This window comes from Arcobacter venerupis, from assembly GCF_013201665.1.
GTDB classification, from domain to species: Bacteria; Campylobacterota; Campylobacteria; order Campylobacterales; family Arcobacteraceae; genus Aliarcobacter; species Aliarcobacter venerupis.
This window is the reverse complement of sequence record NZ_CP053840.1, coordinates 1,934,121-1,955,408: the sequence shown is the minus strand read 5'-3', so window position 1 is coordinate 1,955,408 and position 21,288 is coordinate 1,934,121. Positions and strand designations below refer to the sequence as shown.

22 protein-coding genes are annotated in these 21,288 nt (G+C 27.8%); 15 read left to right on the top strand and 7 right to left on the bottom strand.

Annotated elements, in window-relative coordinates; all coding sequences use genetic code 11:
• Nucleotides 1-88 precede the first annotated feature (88 nt).
• Nucleotides 89-853, top strand: a complete 765-nt coding sequence (locus AVENP_RS09775) for a hypothetical protein (RefSeq protein WP_128357951.1) — start codon at nt 89-91, stop codon at nt 851-853.
• Nucleotides 854-948: 95 nt separating this feature from the next.
• On the opposite strand, the gene AVENP_RS09770 is transcribed toward AVENP_RS09775, so the two are convergent.
• Nucleotides 949-1,293, bottom strand: coding sequence for a hypothetical protein (locus tag AVENP_RS09770; RefSeq protein ID WP_128357952.1), 345 nt, complete (start codon nt 1,291-1,293; stop codon nt 949-951).
• Nucleotides 1,294-1,479: 186 nt separating this feature from the next.
• On the opposite strand from AVENP_RS09770, the gene AVENP_RS09765 reads away from it, so the two are divergent.
• The 4 genes from AVENP_RS09765 to AVENP_RS09750 all read left to right on the top strand — a co-directional run bounded on the left by AVENP_RS09765 (nt 1,480) and on the right by AVENP_RS09750 (nt 5,201).
• Nucleotides 1,480-2,043 carry an SMI1/KNR4 family protein gene (locus tag AVENP_RS09765; RefSeq protein ID WP_128357953.1) on the top strand — a complete coding sequence of 188 codons (564 nt, stop codon included), beginning with the start codon at nt 1,480-1,482 and terminating at the stop codon, nt 2,041-2,043.
• A gap of 9 nt (nt 2,044-2,052) precedes the next feature.
• Nucleotides 2,053-2,397 carry a rhodanese-like domain-containing protein gene (locus tag AVENP_RS09760; RefSeq protein WP_204514118.1) on the top strand — a complete coding sequence of 115 codons (345 nt, stop codon included), beginning with the start codon at nt 2,053-2,055 and terminating at the stop codon, nt 2,395-2,397.
• A gap of 175 nt (nt 2,398-2,572) precedes the next feature.
• A complete protein-coding gene (locus AVENP_RS09755) occupies nt 2,573-2,725 on the top strand; it encodes a hypothetical protein (RefSeq protein ID WP_172664283.1) in 153 nt (50 codons plus the stop codon).
• A gap of 181 nt (nt 2,726-2,906) precedes the next feature.
• Nucleotides 2,907-5,201, top strand: a complete 2,295-nt coding sequence (locus tag AVENP_RS09750) for a bifunctional diguanylate cyclase/phosphodiesterase (RefSeq protein ID WP_128357954.1) — start codon at nt 2,907-2,909, stop codon at nt 5,199-5,201.
• A 45-nt stretch (nt 5,202-5,246) separates the two neighbouring features.
• On the opposite strand, the gene AVENP_RS09745 is transcribed toward AVENP_RS09750, so the two are convergent.
• A complete protein-coding gene (locus AVENP_RS09745; protein ID WP_172664281.1) occupies nt 5,247-5,855 on the bottom strand; it encodes a TetR/AcrR family transcriptional regulator in 609 nt (202 codons plus the stop codon).
• A gap of 107 nt (nt 5,856-5,962) precedes the next feature.
• On the opposite strand from AVENP_RS09745, the gene AVENP_RS09740 reads away from it, so the two are divergent.
• The 5 genes from AVENP_RS09740 (at nt 5,963) to AVENP_RS09720 (ending at nt 13,022) form a co-directional block, all read left to right on the top strand.
• Nucleotides 5,963-7,456 (top strand): efflux transporter outer membrane subunit, encoded by a 1,494-nt coding sequence (locus AVENP_RS09740; RefSeq protein WP_128357956.1) that lies wholly within the window; start codon nt 5,963-5,965, stop codon nt 7,454-7,456.
• Nucleotides 7,443-8,567, top strand: a complete 1,125-nt coding sequence (locus AVENP_RS09735; RefSeq protein ID WP_128357957.1) for an HlyD family secretion protein — start codon at nt 7,443-7,445, stop codon at nt 8,565-8,567. The genes AVENP_RS09740 and AVENP_RS09735 overlap by 14 nt, the downstream gene beginning before the upstream one ends.
• A 14-nt stretch (nt 8,568-8,581) precedes the next feature.
• Complete coding sequence (locus tag AVENP_RS09730) at nt 8,582-10,132, top strand: DHA2 family efflux MFS transporter permease subunit (RefSeq protein WP_128357958.1); 1,551 nt, start codon at nt 8,582-8,584, stop codon at nt 10,130-10,132.
• Between the two features lie 163 nt (nt 10,133-10,295).
• Complete coding sequence (locus AVENP_RS09725; protein ID WP_346726419.1) at nt 10,296-11,618, top strand: DUF6198 family protein; 1,323 nt, start codon at nt 10,296-10,298, stop codon at nt 11,616-11,618.
• A 99-nt stretch (nt 11,619-11,717) separates the two neighbouring features.
• Nucleotides 11,718-13,022 carry a M99 family carboxypeptidase catalytic domain-containing protein gene (locus tag AVENP_RS09720; RefSeq protein WP_128357960.1) on the top strand — a complete coding sequence of 435 codons (1,305 nt, stop codon included), beginning with the start codon at nt 11,718-11,720 and terminating at the stop codon, nt 13,020-13,022.
• Between the two features lie 33 nt (nt 13,023-13,055).
• Here AVENP_RS09720 and AVENP_RS09715 read toward each other — a convergent pair whose 3' ends face one another.
• The 3 genes from AVENP_RS09715 to sfsA form a co-directional block, all read right to left on the bottom strand.
• Entirely contained in the window at nt 13,056-13,247 is a 192-nt protein-coding gene (locus AVENP_RS09715; protein WP_128357961.1) for a YgaP-like transmembrane domain, read from the bottom strand.
• Between the two features lie 99 nt (nt 13,248-13,346).
• The gene (locus AVENP_RS09710; RefSeq protein WP_128357962.1) at nt 13,347-14,027 is read right to left on the bottom strand and encodes a lysophospholipid acyltransferase family protein; all 681 of its coding nucleotides are present in this window, start codon (nt 14,025-14,027) and stop codon (nt 13,347-13,349) included.
• A gap of 30 nt (nt 14,028-14,057) precedes the next feature.
• Nucleotides 14,058-14,753, bottom strand: a complete 696-nt coding sequence (sfsA, locus tag AVENP_RS09705; RefSeq protein WP_128357963.1) for a DNA/RNA nuclease SfsA — start codon at nt 14,751-14,753, stop codon at nt 14,058-14,060.
• A 138-nt stretch (nt 14,754-14,891) separates the two neighbouring features.
• On the opposite strand from sfsA, the gene AVENP_RS09700 reads away from it, so the two are divergent.
• Entirely contained in the window at nt 14,892-15,515 is a 624-nt protein-coding gene (locus tag AVENP_RS09700; RefSeq protein ID WP_128357964.1) for a LysE family transporter, read from the top strand.
• A gap of 185 nt (nt 15,516-15,700) precedes the next feature.
• Entirely contained in the window at nt 15,701-16,132 is a 432-nt protein-coding gene (locus AVENP_RS09695) for a hemerythrin domain-containing protein (RefSeq protein ID WP_128357965.1), read from the top strand.
• A 135-nt stretch (nt 16,133-16,267) separates the two neighbouring features.
• Here AVENP_RS09695 and AVENP_RS09690 read toward each other — a convergent pair whose 3' ends face one another.
• Both AVENP_RS09690 and AVENP_RS09685 read right to left on the bottom strand, forming a co-directional pair.
• Nucleotides 16,268-17,356, bottom strand: a complete 1,089-nt coding sequence (locus tag AVENP_RS09690; RefSeq protein WP_128357966.1) for an ADP-ribosylglycohydrolase family protein — start codon at nt 17,354-17,356, stop codon at nt 16,268-16,270.
• 98 nt (nt 17,357-17,454) lie between these two features.
• A complete protein-coding gene (locus AVENP_RS09685; RefSeq protein WP_128357967.1) occupies nt 17,455-18,339 on the bottom strand; it encodes an RluA family pseudouridine synthase in 885 nt (294 codons plus the stop codon).
• A gap of 96 nt (nt 18,340-18,435) precedes the next feature.
• Between AVENP_RS09685 and AVENP_RS09680 the strand changes: the two genes are divergently transcribed.
• Genes AVENP_RS09680 through AVENP_RS09670 form a run of 3 tightly spaced genes read left to right on the top strand, consistent with a single transcriptional unit; the run spans nt 18,436 to nt 21,284 of the window.
• Nucleotides 18,436-19,443: an ATP-binding protein gene (locus AVENP_RS09680; RefSeq protein WP_128357968.1), complete on the top strand. Its 1,008-nt coding sequence runs from the start codon at nt 18,436-18,438 to the stop codon at nt 19,441-19,443.
• Nucleotides 19,424-20,611: a vWA domain-containing protein gene (locus AVENP_RS09675; protein WP_172664280.1), complete on the top strand. Its 1,188-nt coding sequence runs from the start codon at nt 19,424-19,426 to the stop codon at nt 20,609-20,611. Before AVENP_RS09680 ends, AVENP_RS09675 begins: the two co-directional genes overlap by 20 nt.
• Nucleotides 20,583-21,284, top strand: a complete 702-nt coding sequence (locus tag AVENP_RS09670) for a hypothetical protein (RefSeq protein ID WP_128357970.1) — start codon at nt 20,583-20,585, stop codon at nt 21,282-21,284. The genes AVENP_RS09675 and AVENP_RS09670 overlap by 29 nt, the downstream gene beginning before the upstream one ends.
• The last annotated feature ends 4 nt before the right edge of the window (nt 21,285-21,288 follow it).

Below are 21,288 nucleotides of genomic sequence, written 5' to 3'. Positions count from 1 at the left end.
AGACTATTAAGAAGTGAATTTGGATAATATACTTCAAAAGAAAATCAAAAAATATATTAGCAAATATAAATACTAAGGAAATATTAAAATGGAAACAATTTATTCAAAAAAAAATCATCAAGAAATTAACACTAGTGTTTTATTTAAATCTTCTGAATTTAAAGAGAGTGTAATGAAGGAATCAGCAGAAAAATTTGCACTTATATCCCTCTCAACAAGATATATGCCCCAGATAGTTCTCAATGGAAATTCTATTAATATAATTTCCTTTTTTGACAAAATGAAAGAATTATATTTTTCTGAGCGTTCTATTAAAAATATAACTGATATGTCATCAAGGTCGTCTTTTTTCAACACAGAAGCTCAAGAATTTAACCTTGAGGTGGCAGAAAAAGAGATTAAAGAATCAGATAAGTTTTCAAGCATAGAAGATATATTTAAAGCGTGGGAAGAGTACCCTGTAAATCTAGTTTCATTTTTAACTCCTCTTTATCATATGGGTTATTTTTTAGTTTTAGCAGAAATTTCAAATAACAAAAATTTAAAAAATAAACTTAAAAACAGAGCTTCAAGTTTTTTAAGATCTTACTTAGAATTAGAAGAATATAAAACTGTTATTGGTTATAAAGTTGATATAAATATAAAATCTTTAACTTTTACAGAGTTAATAGCCCAATGGATGTCGTTTATCAATTCATTTCTAAGTGATTTTTCTGTTTATTTAATTAAATCTAATCAAAAAGCAACTTTCCAAAATAAAGATGAAGTAGTGTTAAATTTTAAAAATTTAATGAAAGATATTAAACCAAAATCACTTAATATTAATGAAGAGATTTTGACTTATTTAAAATAGAATTTATGTCAGGAATCAATTAGTAATTTTTCTTAACTCAGACTTAAAAATAAAGGGGACAGGCAACTTTAAACTACTGCTCTTTTTTATTTTTATTAGTGACAATAAGGACAAGTATAATCTGTATTTTCAGGTTTTTCGGGGTGGATTTTATTATCTATTTTATTTTTATCAAAAGTATGATAATTTTTGCACTCTTTCTCAAAAGCACTTTTTGGGCTTGAAGCATAGAAAAATTTAAATCTTTTATATTTTCCAATCCAATTTTTAATTTCGTGATTTAAATCAGTATCGCAACGACCATAATATTGAACTACAAATAGTCCACTTTTACTTTCATATCCTAAAGCAAAATTACCAGCTGATATTTTTGTGATTTCAGAATCTACACTTCTAGCTATTAAAGCATAAGAACTTTTCATTCCAATAGATCTCTTCATTTATTTTCCTTAGGTTGTTTTTCTTAAATTTAAGGACAGTATACTTAACTAATTATAATTTAAAATAAAAGATAAAATAAGTACTGGCAACTTTTAAATTATGATGTGTAAAAATTATAAAAGTTACCCTTATTAAAGGATATAAGTCAAATTCCATTAGAATACGAAAATATTTAAAGGATTTAAATGAAAAAAGAATTTGACAAGTTTAAACAATGGCTTGCTGACAACTATTGTGATGGTTTATTAGATTTAAATCCACCTGCTACTGATGATGAAATAGAAGAACTTACAACTACTATTGGTGTTGATTTACCAGATGATTTTATAAGTGTATTAAAAATACATAATGGTCAAAAAGGTGAAGCTGCTTGGCTTTTTGATTCTCAGGAGTTTTTATCAACGCACCGTATCATTGAAGAGTTTAATATTTGGAAAAACTTATTGGAAAATGAACTTCAAGGCAAAATATCAACTCCTGATGATGGAGTTAAAAATGAGTGGTGGAATGTAAACTGGATACCATTTACGAGTGATGGTTGTGGAGATCATTATTGTCTTGATTTAAGTCCTACAGAAACTGGTACAAAAGGGCAAATTATTACTTTATGGTATGAATTAGATGAGCGAGAAATCGTATCTCAAAGTTTCTCTTTATGGTTTGAAGAGTATGTAAAACAGTTATATTCAGGTGAACTTGTTTACTCAAAAGAGTATAACTCTATCGTTTATAAAGATGAATTAGAATAAGGAAAAAATTTGAACGAAAACATAATTTATGCGTTTATTATATTAGTGGCTTATATAGCTTATAAAAAATATAGTCAACATAAGGTATTAAAACTTGTACCAACTCTACTTTCTCAAGGTGGTCAAATTGTTGATGTTAGAAGTGAATCAGAGTTCGCCTTTGCCCATAAAGTAGGAAGTATAAATATCCCATTAGATTTACTAAAAAGTAGAATGAGTGAACTAGATAATACTAAACCCGTAATTCTTTGTTGTGCCAGTGGAAGTAGAAGTAGTTTCGCAAAGCGTATTTTAATGGCAAATGGATTTAAAAATGTTCATAATGCTGGAACATGGGATTCTCTTACAAAATAGAATTAAATTAATAAGATAAAAAATTCCTCTCTCAAGTTAAAATCTAAAAATTCTGCTAGAATGGAACTCTTAACCCATAAAGAAATAATATACAAAGATAATTTCTTTAACTTCGCAATCAGCAAATAGCATTATTGTATGGGAAAATAAATCAATATAAAAAAGAGGATAATAAATGGCTAAAATAAATTACAATTTTGAAAAACGAGCTAGAGAGATAGAAAAAGAGAAAAAAAAAGAAGAAAAACGAAAGAAAAAAGAAGCTTTAAATAATAATGAAATAGTAGAAGAAATTTCTATATCTACTGATAAAAAGCATGAAGAATAACTTTTTATTTTTTATAATAATAGAAATTTTTTTTGAATCAAATGTGAAATACTTGAAATTGGTAATTTAGTAAATACAAAAAAATTCTACTTGATGATACAAATTGTATTAAAAAAATTATCATTTTGAATTCATATATGATAAAATTATATGTAAGTAGAATTTTACTAAAAGGCATAGCATGGCAATATTAAAGAAGAATGTTTGGCTTATTTTTTATGTATTGACATTATTTTTTCTTCTTCTATTTACCATTTTATGTTATTCAAGTTGGAAAACTATTCATAATAGGTATCAAACAACACAAGAAAATATGGTTAAGCTTATAATAGATTCAACTAATTCTTTATTTAAAACACAAGAAACTATTCTTAATATTGTTGGTAATCGTTTTTTAGAAGATAGTCATTACAAAGATAATCCCAAAGCTATATCAACTCTTAATGCTACACTTAAAGACAATCCCTCTATGTTTTCAATTGCATTAGTATCTCCTACTGGTGAGATGACATTTGTAAATGGTGGGTATGATGTATCAACATTTCCTAATCTTTTACAACAAGAAGAAAGTAGAAAATCATTTGAAGAGACACTTAAAAGCCATAAAATGGTTTTTGGTCGTACCTATTACTTTGCTGCAATCAAGCAGTGGATAACACCTATTCGAAAAGCAATTCGAGATGAAAATGGTACTATTATAACAATTATTACCGCAGCGCTAAGAGTTAATGATTCATTTGGAAAGCTTAGTATTAATTTTGATAAAGATCATAATCATCAAATTTCTATTATTCGAGATGGAGATTATTATTTTCAATATATATCTAATAATAAAACAGATAATCATACAATATATTCATCTCCTATTTCTAATAAAGTAATAGAGAGTATTCGTCAATCAATTCTTGATACTCATCATCTTACAATGGATGATTTGAGACAAAAAGAGACTTTAGTTTCTTTTGTTCATAAAGATTCAGATTCAAATAAATATTTTACATCTATGCAATATGATGTAATGCATAAACTTTGGATTAGTGCTCGTATACCTTATTCGTTGCTTCAAAATGACTTTTTTATAAGGGTAGGTATCTTTTTTAGTATCTTTATTTTGATTGAAAGTATATTCTTTTTTCTTTTTAGAATTATTGATAAAGCAGAGGTTAAACGTAGTGAAGATTTAATATTTCAAGCAACTCATGATCCGCTTACTTCTCTTCCAAATAGAATGTACCTTCAAAAAAATATTAATCATTGGCTTTTTAAAGAGGCTCCTGCTTTTAGTATTCTTTATATTGATATGGATCGTTTCAAAAATATTAATGACAATTTTGGTCACCAATACGGTGATTTTCTTTTAGTGGAGCTTTCAAAACGACTTAAAATGCTCATCCCTGAAAATGGAGTTATAATCCGATATGGTGGCGATGAGTTTGTTCTTTTTACTCGCTTAACAAATGACAATGCTCTTTTAACTCTTGGAAATAATATTATAGAGGCTATTTCTAAACCTTATAAAATTAATAACTTGATTTTGAGTGTTGGTGCAAGTATCGGTATTGCAAAATATCCAGATCATGGAGAAACTCTAGATATGCTTCTGCGTGCATCAGATATTGCGATGTATGAGTCAAAGAAGATAAAAAGCAATGCTAAACTTTTTGTCAATTCTATGGAAGAGAGTTATTTAATGAATATAATCATTGAACAAGAGCTTAAAAAAGCTGTTGATAATCATGAGTTATTTATGGTATATCAACCTCAAATAGATGCATCAGGATATATTCATGGTATTGAAGCACTTGTACGATGGAATAATGCAATTTTAGGAAGCGTTCCTCCTGATAAGTTTATCCCTGTTGCTGAAACTTCAGGACAAATGCTAAAAATAGGGCATTTTATTATTGATTATACTTTACGAGAGATTAAAGAAGTTCAAAAAATATTGAATATTACTTTTCAAACTTCTATTAACATTTCTGTTCGTCAGTTTATGGAAGTAGGGTTTTTAACACATTTTTTAAATGCAATTGAATCGGCTGAACTGTATCAAGTCTCTATTACAATCGAGATTACAGAAAATCTTTTAATAGAAGATATTCAGTATATTTTACCCCTTTTGGAGGAAATTAGAGGTTATGGAATTCAAATTTCTATGGATGATTTTGGAACAGGTTACTCTTCTTTAAGTATGCTAAGAAGACTTCCTATTGATGAGCTTAAAATTGATAAAAGTTTTGTAGATACTATCGTTGAAGAGATTGCTGCTCAAAAGATGGTTCAAAATATTATTGCTATTGGTAAAAACTTGAATATGCATATTTTAGCTGAAGGTGTTGAAACAAAAGAGCAAAGCGCTTTACTAAAGGCATTTGGATGTGATAGATTTCAAGGGTATTACTTTTCAAAACCATTACTGAAAGATGACCTTATATCTTTTTTCCAAAATCATGAAAAAGGGCAGTTGATATCTTAAAATGTCCAATATTTATATCTTATCTTTTGGAATTTTTTCTAAATTTTAAATACCATAAGCAGACATAAAAACATCAACTGCTCTATCCACCATATCATTCATATCTTGTTTTGAATGTTCTACATCAATTTGAAAAAGAAATTGATACATTAATTCTGATTCCAAAAGTCCATATAAATGTCTTGCTGCAACAACAGTATCTGTTTGCTTTATTTTTTTTGCTTCCATGGCTTTTGCTAAATATTTTGAAACTAAATCTCGACTTTTTAATATTCTATTGTTATAGGTAATTTTACCTAAATCTGTTATTCCAGATTGGCTTATAGTAAGTCTTCTTAGTTTGATAAGTTTTGGAGAATATAAAAAAGATAGAAACCTTTTCCCAAATTCACACAATTGATCATGTACATTTTCTATGTTTTTTGAACTATTTAATACTTCAAATGCAAAGTCAAAATCATCTGAATTTGAAATTGATACAACTTCAAAAAATAGTTCTTCTTTTGAAGAAAAATAGTTATAAAGAGTCGTTTTAGACCCACCAACTTTAGAACAAATTTTTGACATTGAAGCTCGTTCAAATCCAAATTCTTCAAAGATTTCTGCTGCTGATTGAATGATTTCTTGTCTTTTTGCTTCTGTTTTTATTCTCATTAAAGTTTGTCCCATTTAAATATTTAAAGCAATATTAACATTAAAATTGATAATATTCCTTTAAATGTACTGTACAGTACAGTATTGTTTAGAAAAATGAGGAATAAATGAATAAAAATATTAAAATTAATTTATTATCTAAGTATTTAAAAACAACCACAACTTTAGCAACTTTGAGCTTTTTTATGAGCGGCTGTGCAATGTTTCCATCAAATGAAGAATTAGTAAAACCAAAAACATTATCACAATATGAAACAAAAAATTCTTTTGAAAATAAAAACAGTATTTTATGGCCAAAAGAAGATTGGTGGACAATATATGATGATTTACAATTAAATGAATTGATAAAAGAAGCATTAGCTGATGCCCCAAATATTATTTCAGCACAAGCAAGATTAAAACAAGCAGATGCTTTTACACAAGTTAATAAATCATCAAATCTTCCACAAGTAAGTGCAAATGCACAAGTGACAGAAGAAAAACATAGTTATAACTATATAACTCCCCGTTCATCTACACCAGTAGGTTGGAATGATTATGGGCAAGTGACTTTGGATTTTTCTTGGGAATTGGATTTTTGGGGTAAAAATCGTGCTGCAATAGCTTCAAGTATTTCAGATGTTGAAGCTATGAAAGCTGAACTTGCACAAACAAGATTAACACTTTCATCTGCAATTGCAAGTGATTATGCCGAATTGGCACGATTATTTTCTGATAGGGATGAATTAAAAGAGTATTTATTAGTTCAAAATAAATTGTTTGTGTTGTTAAATCTTAGGTTTGAAAATGGACTTGAAAACAAAGCTACGGTGGAAGATTCTAAAAGTGTATTAGCAAAAACTGAGGGTGAAATTTTATCTTTAGATGAACAAATTTCTTTACAAAAAAATAAAATAGCTGCTTTAATGGGAGCTGGACCTGATAGAGGTCTTAAAATAACTCGTCCAAGTATTAACTTTAATCAAAGTGATTTTGGATTGCCAAATGAAATTGCAGTTGATTTATTGGGAAGACGACCAGATATTATTGCTGCTCGTATGCAAGTTGAATCACAAGAATATCTGATAAAAGAGAAAAAAGCTGAGTTTTATCCAAATGTAAATCTTTCTGCATTTATTGGACTTCAATCTTTGGGATTAAATCTACTTAATGAAAAAGATTCATATAGAGGATCAGTTGGGCCTGCTATTTCTTTACCAATTTTTAGTGCAGGAAGATTACAAGGTGAGTTGCGTTCAAATATAAGTAAATACGAAGAAGCTGTTGCTAATTATAATGGAGTAATAACTCAAGCTTTAAAAGAAGTGGCAGATGCAGGAACTAGCCAAAAATCACTAGCAAAACAACTTTTAAAATCTTTTGAAGAACTTAATTCTTCACAAGAGGCATATGATATTAAAACAAAACGGTACGAAGGTGGACTTAGTAATTATTTAGATGTTTTATATTCTCAAGAGACTCTAATAGATGTAAAAAGAAATTTAATAAATCAAAAAAGTAGGGCATTAAGCTTAGATATTGCACTTAAGTATGCACTTGGAGGTGGATATGCCACAAAATTACCTATTATTGAAAAAGGAAATAATGATGGAAAAAAATAATAAAGCAAATGAAACAAACAAAAGTAAACGAAAAAAAGTACTTTTTATTTTCTTTGCATTAATAATTATTGTGGGAGCATCTTTTAGTGCATATTGGTATTTATATGCTTCTCATTTTGTATCAACTGATAATGCATATACAGATGTTGAAATTGCACAAGTAACTCCCTCTATTGGTGGAACAATTAGTGAAGTTTTAGTAAAAGATACGCAAGTTGTAAAAAAAGGCGATATTTTAGTAAAAATCGACCAAACAGATACTTCTTTAGCATTAGAAGAAGCAAAAGCAAATTTAAGTTTAGCAATTCGTAGAGTAAAAGGTTATGTGGCTAATAATAATGGTTTAAATGCACTAATTGTTGCGCGAGAAGCAGATGAAGTTAAAATGAATGCAAAACTAAGTTCTGTAAAAGCTGATTTTGAAAAAGCTAAAATTGATTTAAAAAGACGAGAAGCTTTAATCTCAGCAGGTGCTATTTCAGCAGAAGAATTAACTCAGGCTAAAAATGCCTATGAAAATGCAAAAGCAAGTTTGGAATCAACAATTGCAGAAGTAAACCAATCAAAAGCAAATATCAATTCAGCAATTGGTTCAAGAAATGAAAATGCTACAAAAATTGATGATGTAAGTGTAGAAGAAAATCCAGAAGTTCTTTTGGCTCAAGCTAAACTAGACAAAGCAATGGTAGATTTTAATCGTACAATTATAAAAGCCCCAATAGATGGAATAATTGCTAAAAGACAAGTTGAGTTAGGTCAAAGAGTTCAAGAGGGAACACCATTATTATCAATTGTACCTACACATAATATTTATGTAAATGCAAACTTCAAAGAGGGTCAATTAAAAAATGTAAAAATTGGACAACAAGCTGAGGTTCATGCGGATATTTATGGTGATTCAGTTACTTACCATGGAGTTGTAAAAGGTTTTTCTGGTGGAACAGGTGCTGCATTTTCATTAATTCCTGCGCAAAATGCTACAGGAAATTGGATAAAAGTTGTTCAAAGAGTGCCAGTTCGTATTGAACTACTTCCTGAAGAGTTAAAAACTCATCCTTTAAAAGTAGGTCTTTCAATGGATGTAGAAATAGATACTTTTACACAAAAATAAAATGAGAATTTATTATGAAAAAAGATGAAACTTCATCTGCTAAAGTAGATGGAGCATTTAATTTATCTCCTACAATGTTTTGGGTTGCAGCTCTTATGCTTACAACTGCAAATTTTATTGCAGTTTTAAATATGACCATTGCAAATGTATCAGTTCCACATATTGCAGGAAATCTTGGTGCTACAGCATCTCAAGGTACTTGGGTAATCACAGCTTACGCAATTGGTGAAGCTATAACTGTGCCACTTACAGGTTGGTTTGCAGCTAGGTTTGGAGCAGTTAAAGTATTTGTAGTATCCATGATTATGTTTGGATTGTTTTCAATAGTTTGTGGACTTGCAGATTCTTTGGGTTTATTAGTTGTTGCTCGGGTATTTCAAGGCTTTTCTGGTGGACCTTTAATGCCACTTTCTCAGACTTTACTTTTGCGACTTTTCCCAAAAGAAAAAGCAGGAGTTGCTATTGGAATGTGGTCTATGACTACACTTGTTGCACCAGTTCTTGGACCAATTGTGGGAGGATATGTTTGTGATGAGTATAGTTGGCCTTGGGTATTTTTCTTAAATTCTCCTATTGTTATTATTTGTGGATTTTTTGCTTGGAAAATACTAAAAGATTTTGTTGAGCCTTTAATTAAAAAACCAATTGATGTGACTGGCTTAACATTATTGATTGTTTGGATTGTATGTTTACAATTAGTATTAGATGAGGGAAAAGATCTTGATTGGTTTAGTTCCTCTAAAATCATAATCTTATCAATAATCTCTTTTGTTTGTTTTGTCTCTTTTATAATTTGGGAATTTTATGAAGAACATCCAATTGTTGATTTAAAAGTTTTTCGTCATAGGGGTTTTACCATAAGTGTTTTAACTGTAAGTTTAGCTTTTGGTGCATATTTTGGTGCAAATGTTTTAACACCTCTTTGGCTTCAAACTTTGATGGGATATACAGGAACTCAAGCTGGGCTTGCTGCTTGTTGGACAGGAATTGCAGGTTTAATGGTAGCTCCTTTTGTTGCAAAAGCTGCAACCACTACAGATGCAAGAAAATTGGTTTTTGTGGGTGTTTTATGGCTTGGTCTTATGACTTTTTGGAGAGGTATTGCAAATACCGATATGGCTTTTATAGATGTTATGTTACCTCTATTTTTTATGGGATTTGGATTACCTTTCTTTTTTATTCCTTCAATGGGTTTATCCCTTTCAAGTGTAGATAAAAATGAAGTAGATTCAGCAGCAGGGTTATTGAATTTTGTAAGAACCTTAGCAGGTGCTTTTGCAACATCCTTTGTATCAACTGCATGGAGTAATAAAACCATTGAAAATCATGCAGATTTAGTAGCCATTACAGATAGTGATAATAGTATTAGAATATCAATGGAACACTCAGGAATGAGTACAGATTTGATTAATCAAACCATAAATTCAATGATTGATAAACAAAGTGTTATGTTAGCAACTAATCAAGTGATGATAACACTTTCAGTTGTATTTCTTTTTGCAGCATTTATAATTTGGGCAGCTCCAAAGCCTATAAAAGTTCCTAAAGGAATATCTGGACACTAACAACAAAAAAGAGTAATTATATTTACTCTTTTTTAAATTGAAGCTAATTAGTAGTACAATCCCCTCTAATTAACTCATTTTAATTTAAAAAAAGCTTGATAAATAAGCCTTTGTTTTAACTTCTCGTTTATATTACAAGTCATATTGAATTATTATTAAAAGATTGAAAGAAGATAAATTGGTATTGCAAAAAGAAAAGATTATTAATATAAATTTTGTAAAGAGAGTTCTTGTTTTTATAATAGGACTTTTTATAATGGCTTTAGGTGTTTCCCTATCTGTAAAAGCAGATATTGGTGTATCTCCAATTTCTTGTGTTCCTTACATATATAGTTTGAGATTTTCTCTAACAATAGGTGAATTGACAATTATTTTAAATAGTTTATTTATTTTAATACAAATAATAATATTGCGTAAAAAGTACAATATTTTTCAATTAGTACAACTTCCTGCTGTTATATTATTTGGCTATTGTATTGATATTGCAATGACTTTAAGTAAAAATTTACAACCTAGCAATTATATAGAACAACTTTTTTTATGTTTATTAGCTTGTGTTATTTTAGCTTTTGGAATATTTCTTGTTATTAAAACTAGATTAACATATCTTCCTTTGGAAGGTTTAGTTATTGTTATTTCTCAAACTTTCAAAAAAGAGTTTGGTAAAATAAAAATTTCTATGGATAGTTTGATGGTAGTTATAGGTTTAATTAGTTCTTATGCTTTTATATCTAAGATTGAAGGAATAAGAGAAGGTAGTATTATTGCTGCTTTATTAATTGGAACTCTTATTAAATTTTATAGTATTAAAATGCCTAATATTGAAAAATGGCTTTTACAAGAAACTGTAAAAGATATTTCTACTGAAGATATAGTTGATAAATATAATAATACTTTTGTTATAACTATTTCAAGAGAGTTTGGAAGTGGTGGACATGAAATAGGGAAAATCATAGCTAAGCAGTTAGGTATTTCATTTATTGATAGCGAATTGGTTCGTTTAACTGCAATACAAACAGGTTATACTTTGGATTATATTCAAGAAAATGAACAAAAACTTAGTAATTCACTGATATATGATTTGTATGAACAAAATTATGCTTATGTAAATGATGAATTACCACCAAAAGATGCACTTTTTTTAGTCCAAAGTAAAATAATAAGAGATATTTGTGCACAAAAATCTTGTGTAATTGTAGGGCGTTGTGCTAATTTTATTTTAAAAGATCACCCAAATTGTATTAATATTTTTATTCATGCAAATGATGAGTATAGAATAGAAAAAATTAATAAAGATTATGGTGCAAATCCACCTGTTACTAATTATGACTTAGAAAAATCAGATGAAGAAAGAGCTAATTATTGTGTACATTTTACAAACAAAAATTGGAGAGATGCTAAAAATTATCATTTTACAATTGATAGTTCATTATATGGTTCAAAAGAGAGTGCAAATAAAGTTATTGGATTTATAAAAAGATTATAAATTTTACATCATAATTCTTATTTTATTTCCCTTTCTCCTTTTAACACTAGTCTAAATAGCTATATGTTATGATTCGGCGCAAATTATTTTAGGAGAATTATGAGAACTATTATTGTTTTTTTTATTTTTATTGTTGAACTTTTTGCTTCAAATACACCTTTTGATTTATATAAAAAAGAAGGAGAGATTAAAGGTCATACGCTTTTAATTATTGGTGGAATTCATGGTGATGAACCAGGTGGATATTTTGCACCTGCATTTTTAGAAAAATATTACAAAATTAAATCAGGGAATTTATGGATAATTCCAAATTTAAATACTGATAGTATTATGGCAGATAACAGAGGGATTTATGGTGATATGAACCGAAAATTTAGTTCTGTTGATAAAAATGATAATGATTTTGAAACTGTAACAAAAATAAAAAAAATAATTCTCGATAAAAAAGTAGATTTGATATTAAATCTACATGATGGACATGGTTTTTATAGAAATAAATATGAAAATGCTATTTTTAATCCAAATGCTTGGGGACAAGCAACTATCATTGACCAAGAAAAAATAAATGGACTTGAAAAGTTTGGTAATTTAGATGAACTTGCAAATAAAGTAACTTCTATATTAAATAACGATAGTCTATTTCAAGAATATCACTCTTTTGGGGTAAAAAATACTGAAACAAAATTTAAAGATGAGCAAATGCAACTATCTTTAACATATTTTGCAGTAACAAATAATAAACCAGCAATGGCTATAGAAACTAGCAAAAACATAACGGAATTAACATATAAAGTAATCTATCAGTTAAAATCTATTGAAGAGTTTATGAAAATTATGGATATTAAATTTGAAAGAGATTTTGACATAAATAATTATGAACAAGTAAAAAACAAAATCTATGATTTTGGAAAAGTTACAATAAATAATAATATATCTTTTGATTTAACAGATATTAAAAGTAATATGAGATTTGTTCCTTTGAAAAAAAATGATAATAAATTTGATTTTACACATAGTTTAGCAAGAGTTAAAAATAGTGATAATAAATATGAGATTTATATAGGAAACATAAAAGTTTGTGATTTATATCCTCAAATATTTGATTTATCAACTACAAAAGAAAAAATAAAAATATTAATTGATGGAAAAGAGCTTGAAACTTCATTTGCAAATATAGTAGATATAAAAAATGATTTTAAAATTCTTAAATCAGATTTTAGAGTAAATATTATTGGCTTTAGTAAAAATGGTGTTGATAGTGAAGATGATATTTTAATCAAAAAAAGTGATATTCAAGACAATTATTCAATAGATAATAGTAATAATAAATATAGAGTAGAGTTTTATAAAGATGGTAAATTTTATGGAATGATTATTTTAAATTTTATAGCAGATAAGAAATAAATAAAAAAGGAAAAGTTCCTTTTTTATTTATGATTATTTTACTTTTGGCGTACACTTTTTACTAATAATACACACAGGACAAAAACCTACAATTCCAATTACAAGTGGAATTACTCCTAAATAAAACCAAGCATTTCCTGTTATAAATCCAATTATAATTAATATTAAACCTATAACAACTCTAAATGGTCTACAAAAACTTCTTATTTTATCAAATATGTTCATTCTTAATTCCTATGATTTTTTTATGTAAAATCATTATCATATAAGTAAACTTAATATTATATAAATAAGAAAAACTTATTTTAATAAAATAAGAATAAGTTATTTTATAAATTGTTTTTTATAAATCTCTTCAAGTGGTTCTTTATCTTTATAATCAATTATATCGCCAATTTCAATCTCAATTTTTAAATTTTTTGTTCTTTTTTCTATTGCTTCTTTTAAAACTTGATTTGCATTAGTTTTTATAAAAACTGGCAAAATATCAATTCTATTTTTTAATGCCATTAGTTTTGCACCTTCTTTAAAAGTACTGATAGGATTAGAGGTTTTATTTCTTGTTCCTTCTGGAAAAACAAAGATTGAATAGCCTTTTTTTACTACTTCTTTTGTCTCTTTGAAAAAAGAGCTCATATTAGAAGCTTCTCTATCTAATAAAATTGCATCTGCATTTCTTGTAAAAGTACCAAAGAAAAAAGAGTTAAAAAGTTCTTTTTTTGATACCCAGAAACCATGAATCAAAGACTCTTTTAAAGCAAGTTCAACAATAAGTGGATCAATAATACTTCTATGATTTGATATTAGTAAATAGTTTCCATCTTTTGGAAGTTTTTCTTTATTTAAAACTTCAACGCTGATATTTAATTTTGATAAAAGTACTTGAGAATATTCAATTCTTAAGGCTTTTTTTTCTTCCGAAGATTTGGCTTTTTTTAATTTAAAGCCATATTTGTTTGTTAAGTAAGTTGCATATATTGCAATGCTAATTTGTTTTAAGTTCAAAATCGTCCTATTTTTATTTTTGCAATTGTATCAAAATGATTTGATAGTTGTGGCTTTTTCTATATAAATTTGTTCTAAATTTATGTATGAGTGATAAACTAATACTTCAACTCCAAATTTAATCACTTCTTTAAAGGCTTCACAATATTTTTTATCAATTTCACAAGCTAATCTAAAAGGTAAATTATCACTTCTTTGAATAACATATAACATCACAGCTCGATGACCATCTTTTACCATTTGAGCTAATTCATTTAAGTGTTTTGTTCCCCTTGAAGTTACAGCATCTGGAAAAGCTAAATAATCGTCTATTTTTAAACTTACACTTTTTACTTCTACATAACATTTTTCATTTTCATTTTCTAATAAAATATCAATTCTGCTATTTTGTCCATATTTTTGTTCTGGTTTTAAACTTTCATAATCTTGAAGTTCTTTTATCACGCCATTTTGGATAGCTTCAATTGCTATTTTATTCGCAACTCCTGTATTTGTGCAGATTAGATTTTCACTCATTTTTGTGAGTTCCAAAGTATATTTTAGTTTTCTTTTTGGGTTATCATGAAAAGTAACCCAAACATCACAATTTTCTTCTATACAAGAAGTCATCGCTCCACTATTTGGAACATGAGCTGTAATTTCATCACCATTATCTAAAATAATATCTGCTAAAAATCTTTTATATCTTTTTACTAATTTACCTTTTATTAATTTCTCAAATTGCATTTATTAACCTTTTAAATATATTCATTATTTACTATTATATTAGAAAATTTTAATATAAATATGATTTAGACTTCAAAATTATAAATTTATCAATAATATTGTAATCTTCTTTTTTCGAGTATCAATTAAGGAATTTATATGGAATTTAATGTTTGGTTAACTATGTTTTTAGCAGCAATTGCAATTTCTGTTTCACCTGGAGCTGGTGCAGTTGTTTCTATGAATTATGGATTAAAATATGGTCTTAAAAAATCTTATCCAGCAATTTTAGGATTACAAGTTGGATACCTAACACAAGCTTTTATAGTAGTTATTGGATTAGGAGCGATTATTGCTAAATCAGTTATGATTTTTACTATTATAAAATGGATAGGTGTTGCATATTTAGTCTATTTTGGATTAAGCAAAATTTTTGAAAAAGTTGAAATAGTGGATGAAAAAGAACATCTAAATTCATATAATGCAAAAAAAGCTTTTTTGAATTCAAGTTTAATTAATCTAACAAATATTAAGGCAACGATTTTTCTTGTAGCATTTATTCCTCAATTTATAAATCCAAATGAATCAATATTTTTACAATTTTTAATTATTTCTGCAACTTTATGTGCTGTAGATATATTTGTAATGACAGGCTATTCTTCACTTGCTTCAAAGTTGAGATTTTTACTAAAAGATGTAAAAGCAATAAAAATACAAAATAGAATTACGGGAACTTTACTTATATTAGCTGCAATTTTTATGTCAAATGCAAAAAGAGTTTAAAAAGTAACCATAATCTTATATGATATTAAAAGAGAAATAGTTGATAAACTGGTATTGTTATTTATTTTGTTACTTTATCTACAATTAAATCTCTCTCTTGGTTATATTCTAGGAAAAAATAGTCAATAATTTTTATTAAGGGAATGGCTATTGCATTGTATATTCCAAAATCATAGGAGTTAATTATGAGCAAGCTAAAAGCATTTGACAAAAGTAAACATGTGTTGAACAATAAAGTGATAGATGTCCTACATAAAGAATTCTTAGAAATTTATAATAGTGTAGAAGTTACATCAAACGCAAGTATTAAATCAAAAGCTACAGAACTACTTGCTCATACAAAAAGACACTTCATGGAAGAAGAAAAACTAATGGATAGATATAATTATTCAAGAAGTATGGAACATAAAAATGAGCACAATAAAGTTTTAGCTGAGCTACAATTTTTTATTGATAAATCTCATAGTGCATTTGGTATGAATATTTTAAAATCATATTACATAGAAAAAATCCCTTATTGGTTTGATTACCATTTAGCAAGTATGGATAGTGATTTAGTAGCATATTTAAATAACTATAATCTCAGAACAAAAAAATTAAAACAAGAAGTAAATTAAAAGTATTATTTTTAAATAAATCAAAGAACTATTTTAATGATGTATGTTGTGAGTTGGTAGATTTTTTTTCTTAGGAACTTTCTTTATATTATTTATTCTCAAACAAAAGCGTTTGAGAATAAATTTAATTAAAAATTACGCTTCTTTCAACTTCTTAATCAAAGGAAGTTTATCCAATAAATCTTCACAATATTCCCATTGAGTTAATGTTTCTTTCCACTCTTGTGGAATTGCATCAACTCCAAAATATGCTCCTAAAACCATACCAATGGCAATTGCTCTTGAGGCATTATCACCTCCAACCATTGCATTTGCTTGTAGGGCTTTTTTTAGTCCATCTTCTTTGTTTGCATATTTTAGTATGAAATAAATACTTCCTGGAAGTGTGCCTTCAGTTGGACTTGCTTTTCCTACTTTTATTGGTTCACTTCTTCCAATATCCCAAAGTCTAGCCATTGATGTAAGTGCTAAATCATCAGAAAATTGCTCTTTTGAAAGCTGTGATTGAGGATTTGCTTCTTCTTCATATTTTGCTATTGCTTGTTTTGTTTTATCTTCAAAAAATCCACCCATTAAAACAGCAACTTCTTCAATAGCATCTCTTGGACTTTCACCTCTCAAAACTCTGTGGGTAACCCTTGCAAAAAACTCACCACCACCAAGAGCTGAAAAGTCCTTGTGTGTAAACATAGCTTTTCTTGCAACATCAACTAACTCATCTTCATTTTCATAATAAGCATGAGCTGCAACATGACGTATTGCCATGGCATTTGATATTCCACCTAAGTTTTCGATTTTTGTTCCATGTTTTACTTGTGAGTATGTTTCTTTTGTCATAGTACAAATCCAAGAACCCCAACCATTTTCAAGTCTATTCATCCAATGGGGAATTAAATCTTGTACGCTAAAAGCTCTAGGCGGATTTGAAGTAGCAACTAAGTGTTCAAGAATTACTATATTGTAATCACCATAATCAGTAGTTCCACCAGCACTTTTTCCTGGATGATAGTTTCTCTCACCCCAACCAATACCGTGGGTTTGTCCACCCATTTTTTCACCTGGACTCATAAACTTTTCTATTGGTTTTTGTCCATAAGCTTCATAGATTTTTTTAGCATCATATTCGTAGTGTGTTCCTAAACATAAAGCATCACCTACTATTGCTGCAAAAAAAGCACCTTTTATATTTTTTTCTTTTAAATTTTCATTTGATAGTGTATTCATAATCTATAACCTAATATTTATTTAATAGTTGATTATAACTAAGGATTTTTTATTTTGGATAAAAAGGATAAATTTTTTTATTAAATAGAAATTATTATTTAAATAGTGATAAATTTTTGTTTTGAAGAAAATTTGTAAATAACATCTAAAAATTCAAATTCTAAATAATCGGCTTGAAGCATCAGTCTTGGAGCTTTTGTTATTTTTACTCTTTTTTCTAAAGAAATGTTATTTTTCAAAAAATCATCAGCAAACTTTTCATTTACTCCATAAAGTGGATCTCCAATTATTGTATGACCAATAGAATCCAAATGAACTCTAATTTGATGTTGTCTTCCTGTTAAGGGAATCGCTTCTATTAAAGTTTGATTATTTATTTCGTCATAAAGGATTGGTTTTATGATTGTTGTTGACTCTTTTCCATTAATATCTGTTTTCATTTTTAGTTTTATTAAACCAGTATCATTTGTGATTGCAGTGTTTATTGTCAATTCTTCTTTTATTTCTCCATCTACTAAAGCTTTATATTTTTTAGTATAGAGTTTTTCTTCAAACATAGATTTTAAAACCATATCACTAAAGGCATTTTTAGCTACCAATACTAAACCAGAAGTTTCAGCATCGATTCGGTGAACCAAAGAGGCTTTTTCACCAAAATGATATTTTATTTCATCTAAAAGGGTATAAATATTTAGTTGGTGAGAAGAGGGATGAACCATTATTCCACTTGGTTTATCAAAAATAGCAAAATGAAAAGAGTCGAAAATCGGTTTTAAACCTTTTGTTTGGGGCTCAAATATAACTATATAAATAAAATCTGATTTTATAATTTGATTTTTTTGTAGGCGTTTATTGTTTTCATCTGTGATTTTGCCTTTTTCTAAAAGAGTCAAACAAAGTTTTAAATCAATAGCTAGAGTTTGCAAAAACTCCTCAATTTTTTTCCCTTTTATTGTTTTAAACTCTTTTTTTATATATGGCAAATTAAATTCCTAAATTTTTGCACAAGTATACAATATGAAAGCTATTACTGTAAAGGCATAAAAATTGCATACAAAGTCTAAAAAATAGGTTATAAAATGGTAACTCCTTCAATTGGAACAATAGAACTATACAAACAACTTCAAATATTACTAAAAAGTGATATGCCAGTTTTTATTCATGGAAGTCCAGGAATTGGAAAATCTTATATTGTAAATGATATTGCAAAAAAGAATAATTTAGAGTTAGTAGATGTAAGACTTTCTCAACTTGATGCGGTTGATTTAAGAGGAATTCCTACAATTACAAATAATCAAACAGTTTGGATGCCACCAGTTTTTTTGCCTTTAGACCAAAATTCATCGGGTATTCTTTTTTTAGATGAGTTAAACTCAGCTTCTTTGTCTGTTCAAGCAGCAATATATCAGCTTGTTCTTGATAGAAAAATAGGGGAGTATTCACTTCCTCGAAATTGGAAAATAGTGTGTGCTGGAAATAAGATAAATGATAAAGGAATTGTTTTTAAACTTCCTAGTCCACTTGTAAATAGAATGGTTCATTTGCTTTTAGAAGCAAAATATGATGATTTTAAAAATTGGGCTATTTTAAATGGGATTCATTCATATATTTTAGGATTTTTAGGATTTAGACCAGATTTATTAAGTAGTGAAGTTCCAAATGCAACTGAAACAAATCCAGCTTTTTGCACACCAAGGGCTTGGAGTATGATGTCAAATATTCTAAAAACAGAGAGTAATGTTAATCTTATTTCTCCAATTATTTATGGAACTGTGGGGTATGCAGCTGCTGTTGAATTTATTTCATTTATAAAAGTTTATAAGACTCTGCCAAATATTGATGATATTTTAAATGGTACTTGTGAAATTATTCCTAGTGAACCAAGTGCTTTATACGCTTTATGTTCAGCGGTAATTGAAAAATATGAAAATACAAATCAAGCTATAAATATCTTTGCTTATAGTAAAAGTTTACCAGTAGAGTTTGCTGTTATGCTAATAAAAGATTTAATAGTAAAAGACGAAAACATAGCACTCTTAGATGAGTTTGATAAATGGATGGAGAAGTATGGAGACTACATATTATAAAGATATTTTTGAGAAAATTAGGATAAGTTTTTTATTTAACCATCCTTTTTTATCAGTTTTAGCTTTAAGTATAAATAGTGAGTTTAAAGGGAATATGAATAGTGCTTTTTTAACAGATGGTTTTAAAATCACAATTGATACAGAAAAATTAACAAAATATTCGAGGGATGAGATTACATATTTATATGCTCACACTTTGCTTCATATTGTTTTAAAACATCCATATAGACAAAAAACAAGAGATAGACATACTTGGAATCAAGCTTGTGATGTGGTAATAAACAATATCTTAACTACTTTTGAAAATGTGGGAACAAGACCAGCTGATGAGATACTTGATGTAACTTTAAAAGATAAGTGTGTTGAAGAGGTTTATGAGATTTTATATAAAAAGAAAAAAGAGGAGTTAAGTAAAACAACTCCTGATAAAAATGGAAAGATAGAATCAAATACTTATGATAAATCAAAACTGGATTTAGATGAGGTTTTAACAAAAAGCGAAAAAGTAAACCAAGAGAAACTAGATGGAATAATAATCCAAGCTTTAAGTCTTGCAAAAAAATCATCAAATTTATATGAGGGAATGAGTATAGAAATAGATACATTAATAAAACCAGAGATAGATTTACATGATGTGTTAAAAGAGTATTTAATAAGTTCATTTTTTGAAAAACAAATCTCTTATGAAAGACCCAATAAAAGATTTATAGATAGAGGCATTTATATGCCAGGAACTAAAAAATTAAATGATAACCTTAATATTTTTGTAGCACTTGATAGTTCATCTAGTGTTAGCCTTGATGAGTATAAAAAGTTTTTGGGAATCATAAGTGAAATTGCTGAGAGTTTTTATGAGTATAAAATAGATATTTTACCCTTTGATTTAAAAGTTAGAAATGAATATATCATTAGTTTTGATAGCTTTAATCCATTGAGTAGTAAAGAGTTATTAATTCCCAAATCAAATGGTGGAACAAACTTTGATGAGCTATTAAATTATTTAAAAAAATCTAGTGAAGTAAGAAATGATAGTTTACTTATTGCTCTAACAGATGGAGAGTTTGATATAAGTGAGTCACTACTATGTAATACGCTTTTTATAATAAGCAATAAAAAAAATCTAAGAAAGTTTGAGCAATATGGAAGAGTTATTCAATTTAACATATAAAGAAGAAGTTGAAGAGTTAAAAGAAGAAGATGACTTTGAAGCCTTAGGGGATGAAAAGTATCTAAATCATCCAGATATGGAAGCAAGACTCTATTGGGCTTTTTGTAGACCAAATGGTTCTTGTGAAGCACAAATAGAAGATGTTGAACCTCTTGTATCTATTATGGCTTTTAACCACTCAAAATTAAATGCTTTTAAAAGATTTTCACTTTTACATAGAGATGTTGTAGAAAAAGTTGATTTACGAGTAAAAATAAAAAATAGAACTAGAATGCTTTTTAGGTCTTTAATTGATGATGATTTTAAAGAGTTAAATAAAGTATTACAAATAGTTCCAGTTTTTTTAGATGTAGCAGTGGATCAGTTAAAAAATGGAAGAAAATGGAATGACATTTTTGCTGATGAAATAGAAGCTACAATATTTTTGCAAAGAGCAAAAGAGTATATAGATGAAGACTTTAAAGAGGCTCTGTTTTATAAACTAAAAGATGTAAGTGAATTAAGCCAAGATGAGTTAAAAGAACATTTAGAGTATCTAATAGAAAAAAAAGAGCAAATAGATATTTTAATACTTGAACACTATAAAAAAGAAGTACAGAAATGGAGTGATAAAAGCTCTCTTCATCTCTTACAAAAGATGGCTATAAAAAAGCTTTTAAGTGAGTTGTTTTAAAATT

Bases quoted from the DNA above. Each gene is read 5' to 3' on its own strand.
- AVENP_RS09735 (WP_128357957.1), top strand. From the start codon at position 7,443: ATGGAAAAAAATAATAAAGCAAATGAAACAAACAAAAGTAAACGAAAA.
- AVENP_RS09755 (WP_172664283.1), top strand. From the start codon at position 2,573: ATGGCTAAAATAAATTACAATTTTGAAAAACGAGCTAGAGAGATAGAA.
- AVENP_RS09670 (WP_128357970.1), top strand. From the start codon at position 20,583: ATGGAAGAGTTATTCAATTTAACATATAAAGAAGAAGTTGAAGAGTTA.
- AVENP_RS09720 (WP_128357960.1), top strand. From the start codon at position 11,718: ATGAGAACTATTATTGTTTTTTTTATTTTTATTGTTGAACTTTTTGCT.
- AVENP_RS09680 (WP_128357968.1), top strand. From the start codon at position 18,436: ATGGTAACTCCTTCAATTGGAACAATAGAACTATACAAACAACTTCAA.
- sfsA (WP_128357963.1), bottom strand. From the start codon at position 14,753: ATGCAATTTGAGAAATTAATAAAAGGTAAATTAGTAAAAAGATATAAA.
- AVENP_RS09700 (WP_128357964.1), top strand. From the start codon at position 14,892: ATGGAATTTAATGTTTGGTTAACTATGTTTTTAGCAGCAATTGCAATT.
- AVENP_RS09750 (WP_128357954.1), top strand. From the start codon at position 2,907: ATGGCAATATTAAAGAAGAATGTTTGGCTTATTTTTTATGTATTGACA.
- AVENP_RS09695 (WP_128357965.1), top strand. From the start codon at position 15,701: ATGAGCAAGCTAAAAGCATTTGACAAAAGTAAACATGTGTTGAACAAT.
- AVENP_RS09730 (WP_128357958.1), top strand. From the start codon at position 8,582: ATGAAAAAAGATGAAACTTCATCTGCTAAAGTAGATGGAGCATTTAAT.
- AVENP_RS09715 (WP_128357961.1), bottom strand. From the start codon at position 13,247: ATGAACATATTTGATAAAATAAGAAGTTTTTGTAGACCATTTAGAGTT.
- AVENP_RS09765 (WP_128357953.1), top strand. From the start codon at position 1,480: ATGAAAAAAGAATTTGACAAGTTTAAACAATGGCTTGCTGACAACTAT.
- AVENP_RS09775 (WP_128357951.1), top strand. From the start codon at position 89: ATGGAAACAATTTATTCAAAAAAAAATCATCAAGAAATTAACACTAGT.
- AVENP_RS09745 (WP_172664281.1), bottom strand. From the start codon at position 5,855: ATGAGAATAAAAACAGAAGCAAAAAGACAAGAAATCATTCAATCAGCA.
- AVENP_RS09770 (WP_128357952.1), bottom strand. From the start codon at position 1,293: ATGAAGAGATCTATTGGAATGAAAAGTTCTTATGCTTTAATAGCTAGA.
- AVENP_RS09740 (WP_128357956.1), top strand. From the start codon at position 5,963: ATGAATAAAAATATTAAAATTAATTTATTATCTAAGTATTTAAAAACA.
- AVENP_RS09675 (WP_172664280.1), top strand. From the start codon at position 19,424: ATGGAGACTACATATTATAAAGATATTTTTGAGAAAATTAGGATAAGT.
- AVENP_RS09690 (WP_128357966.1), bottom strand. From the start codon at position 17,356: ATGAATACACTATCAAATGAAAATTTAAAAGAAAAAAATATAAAAGGT.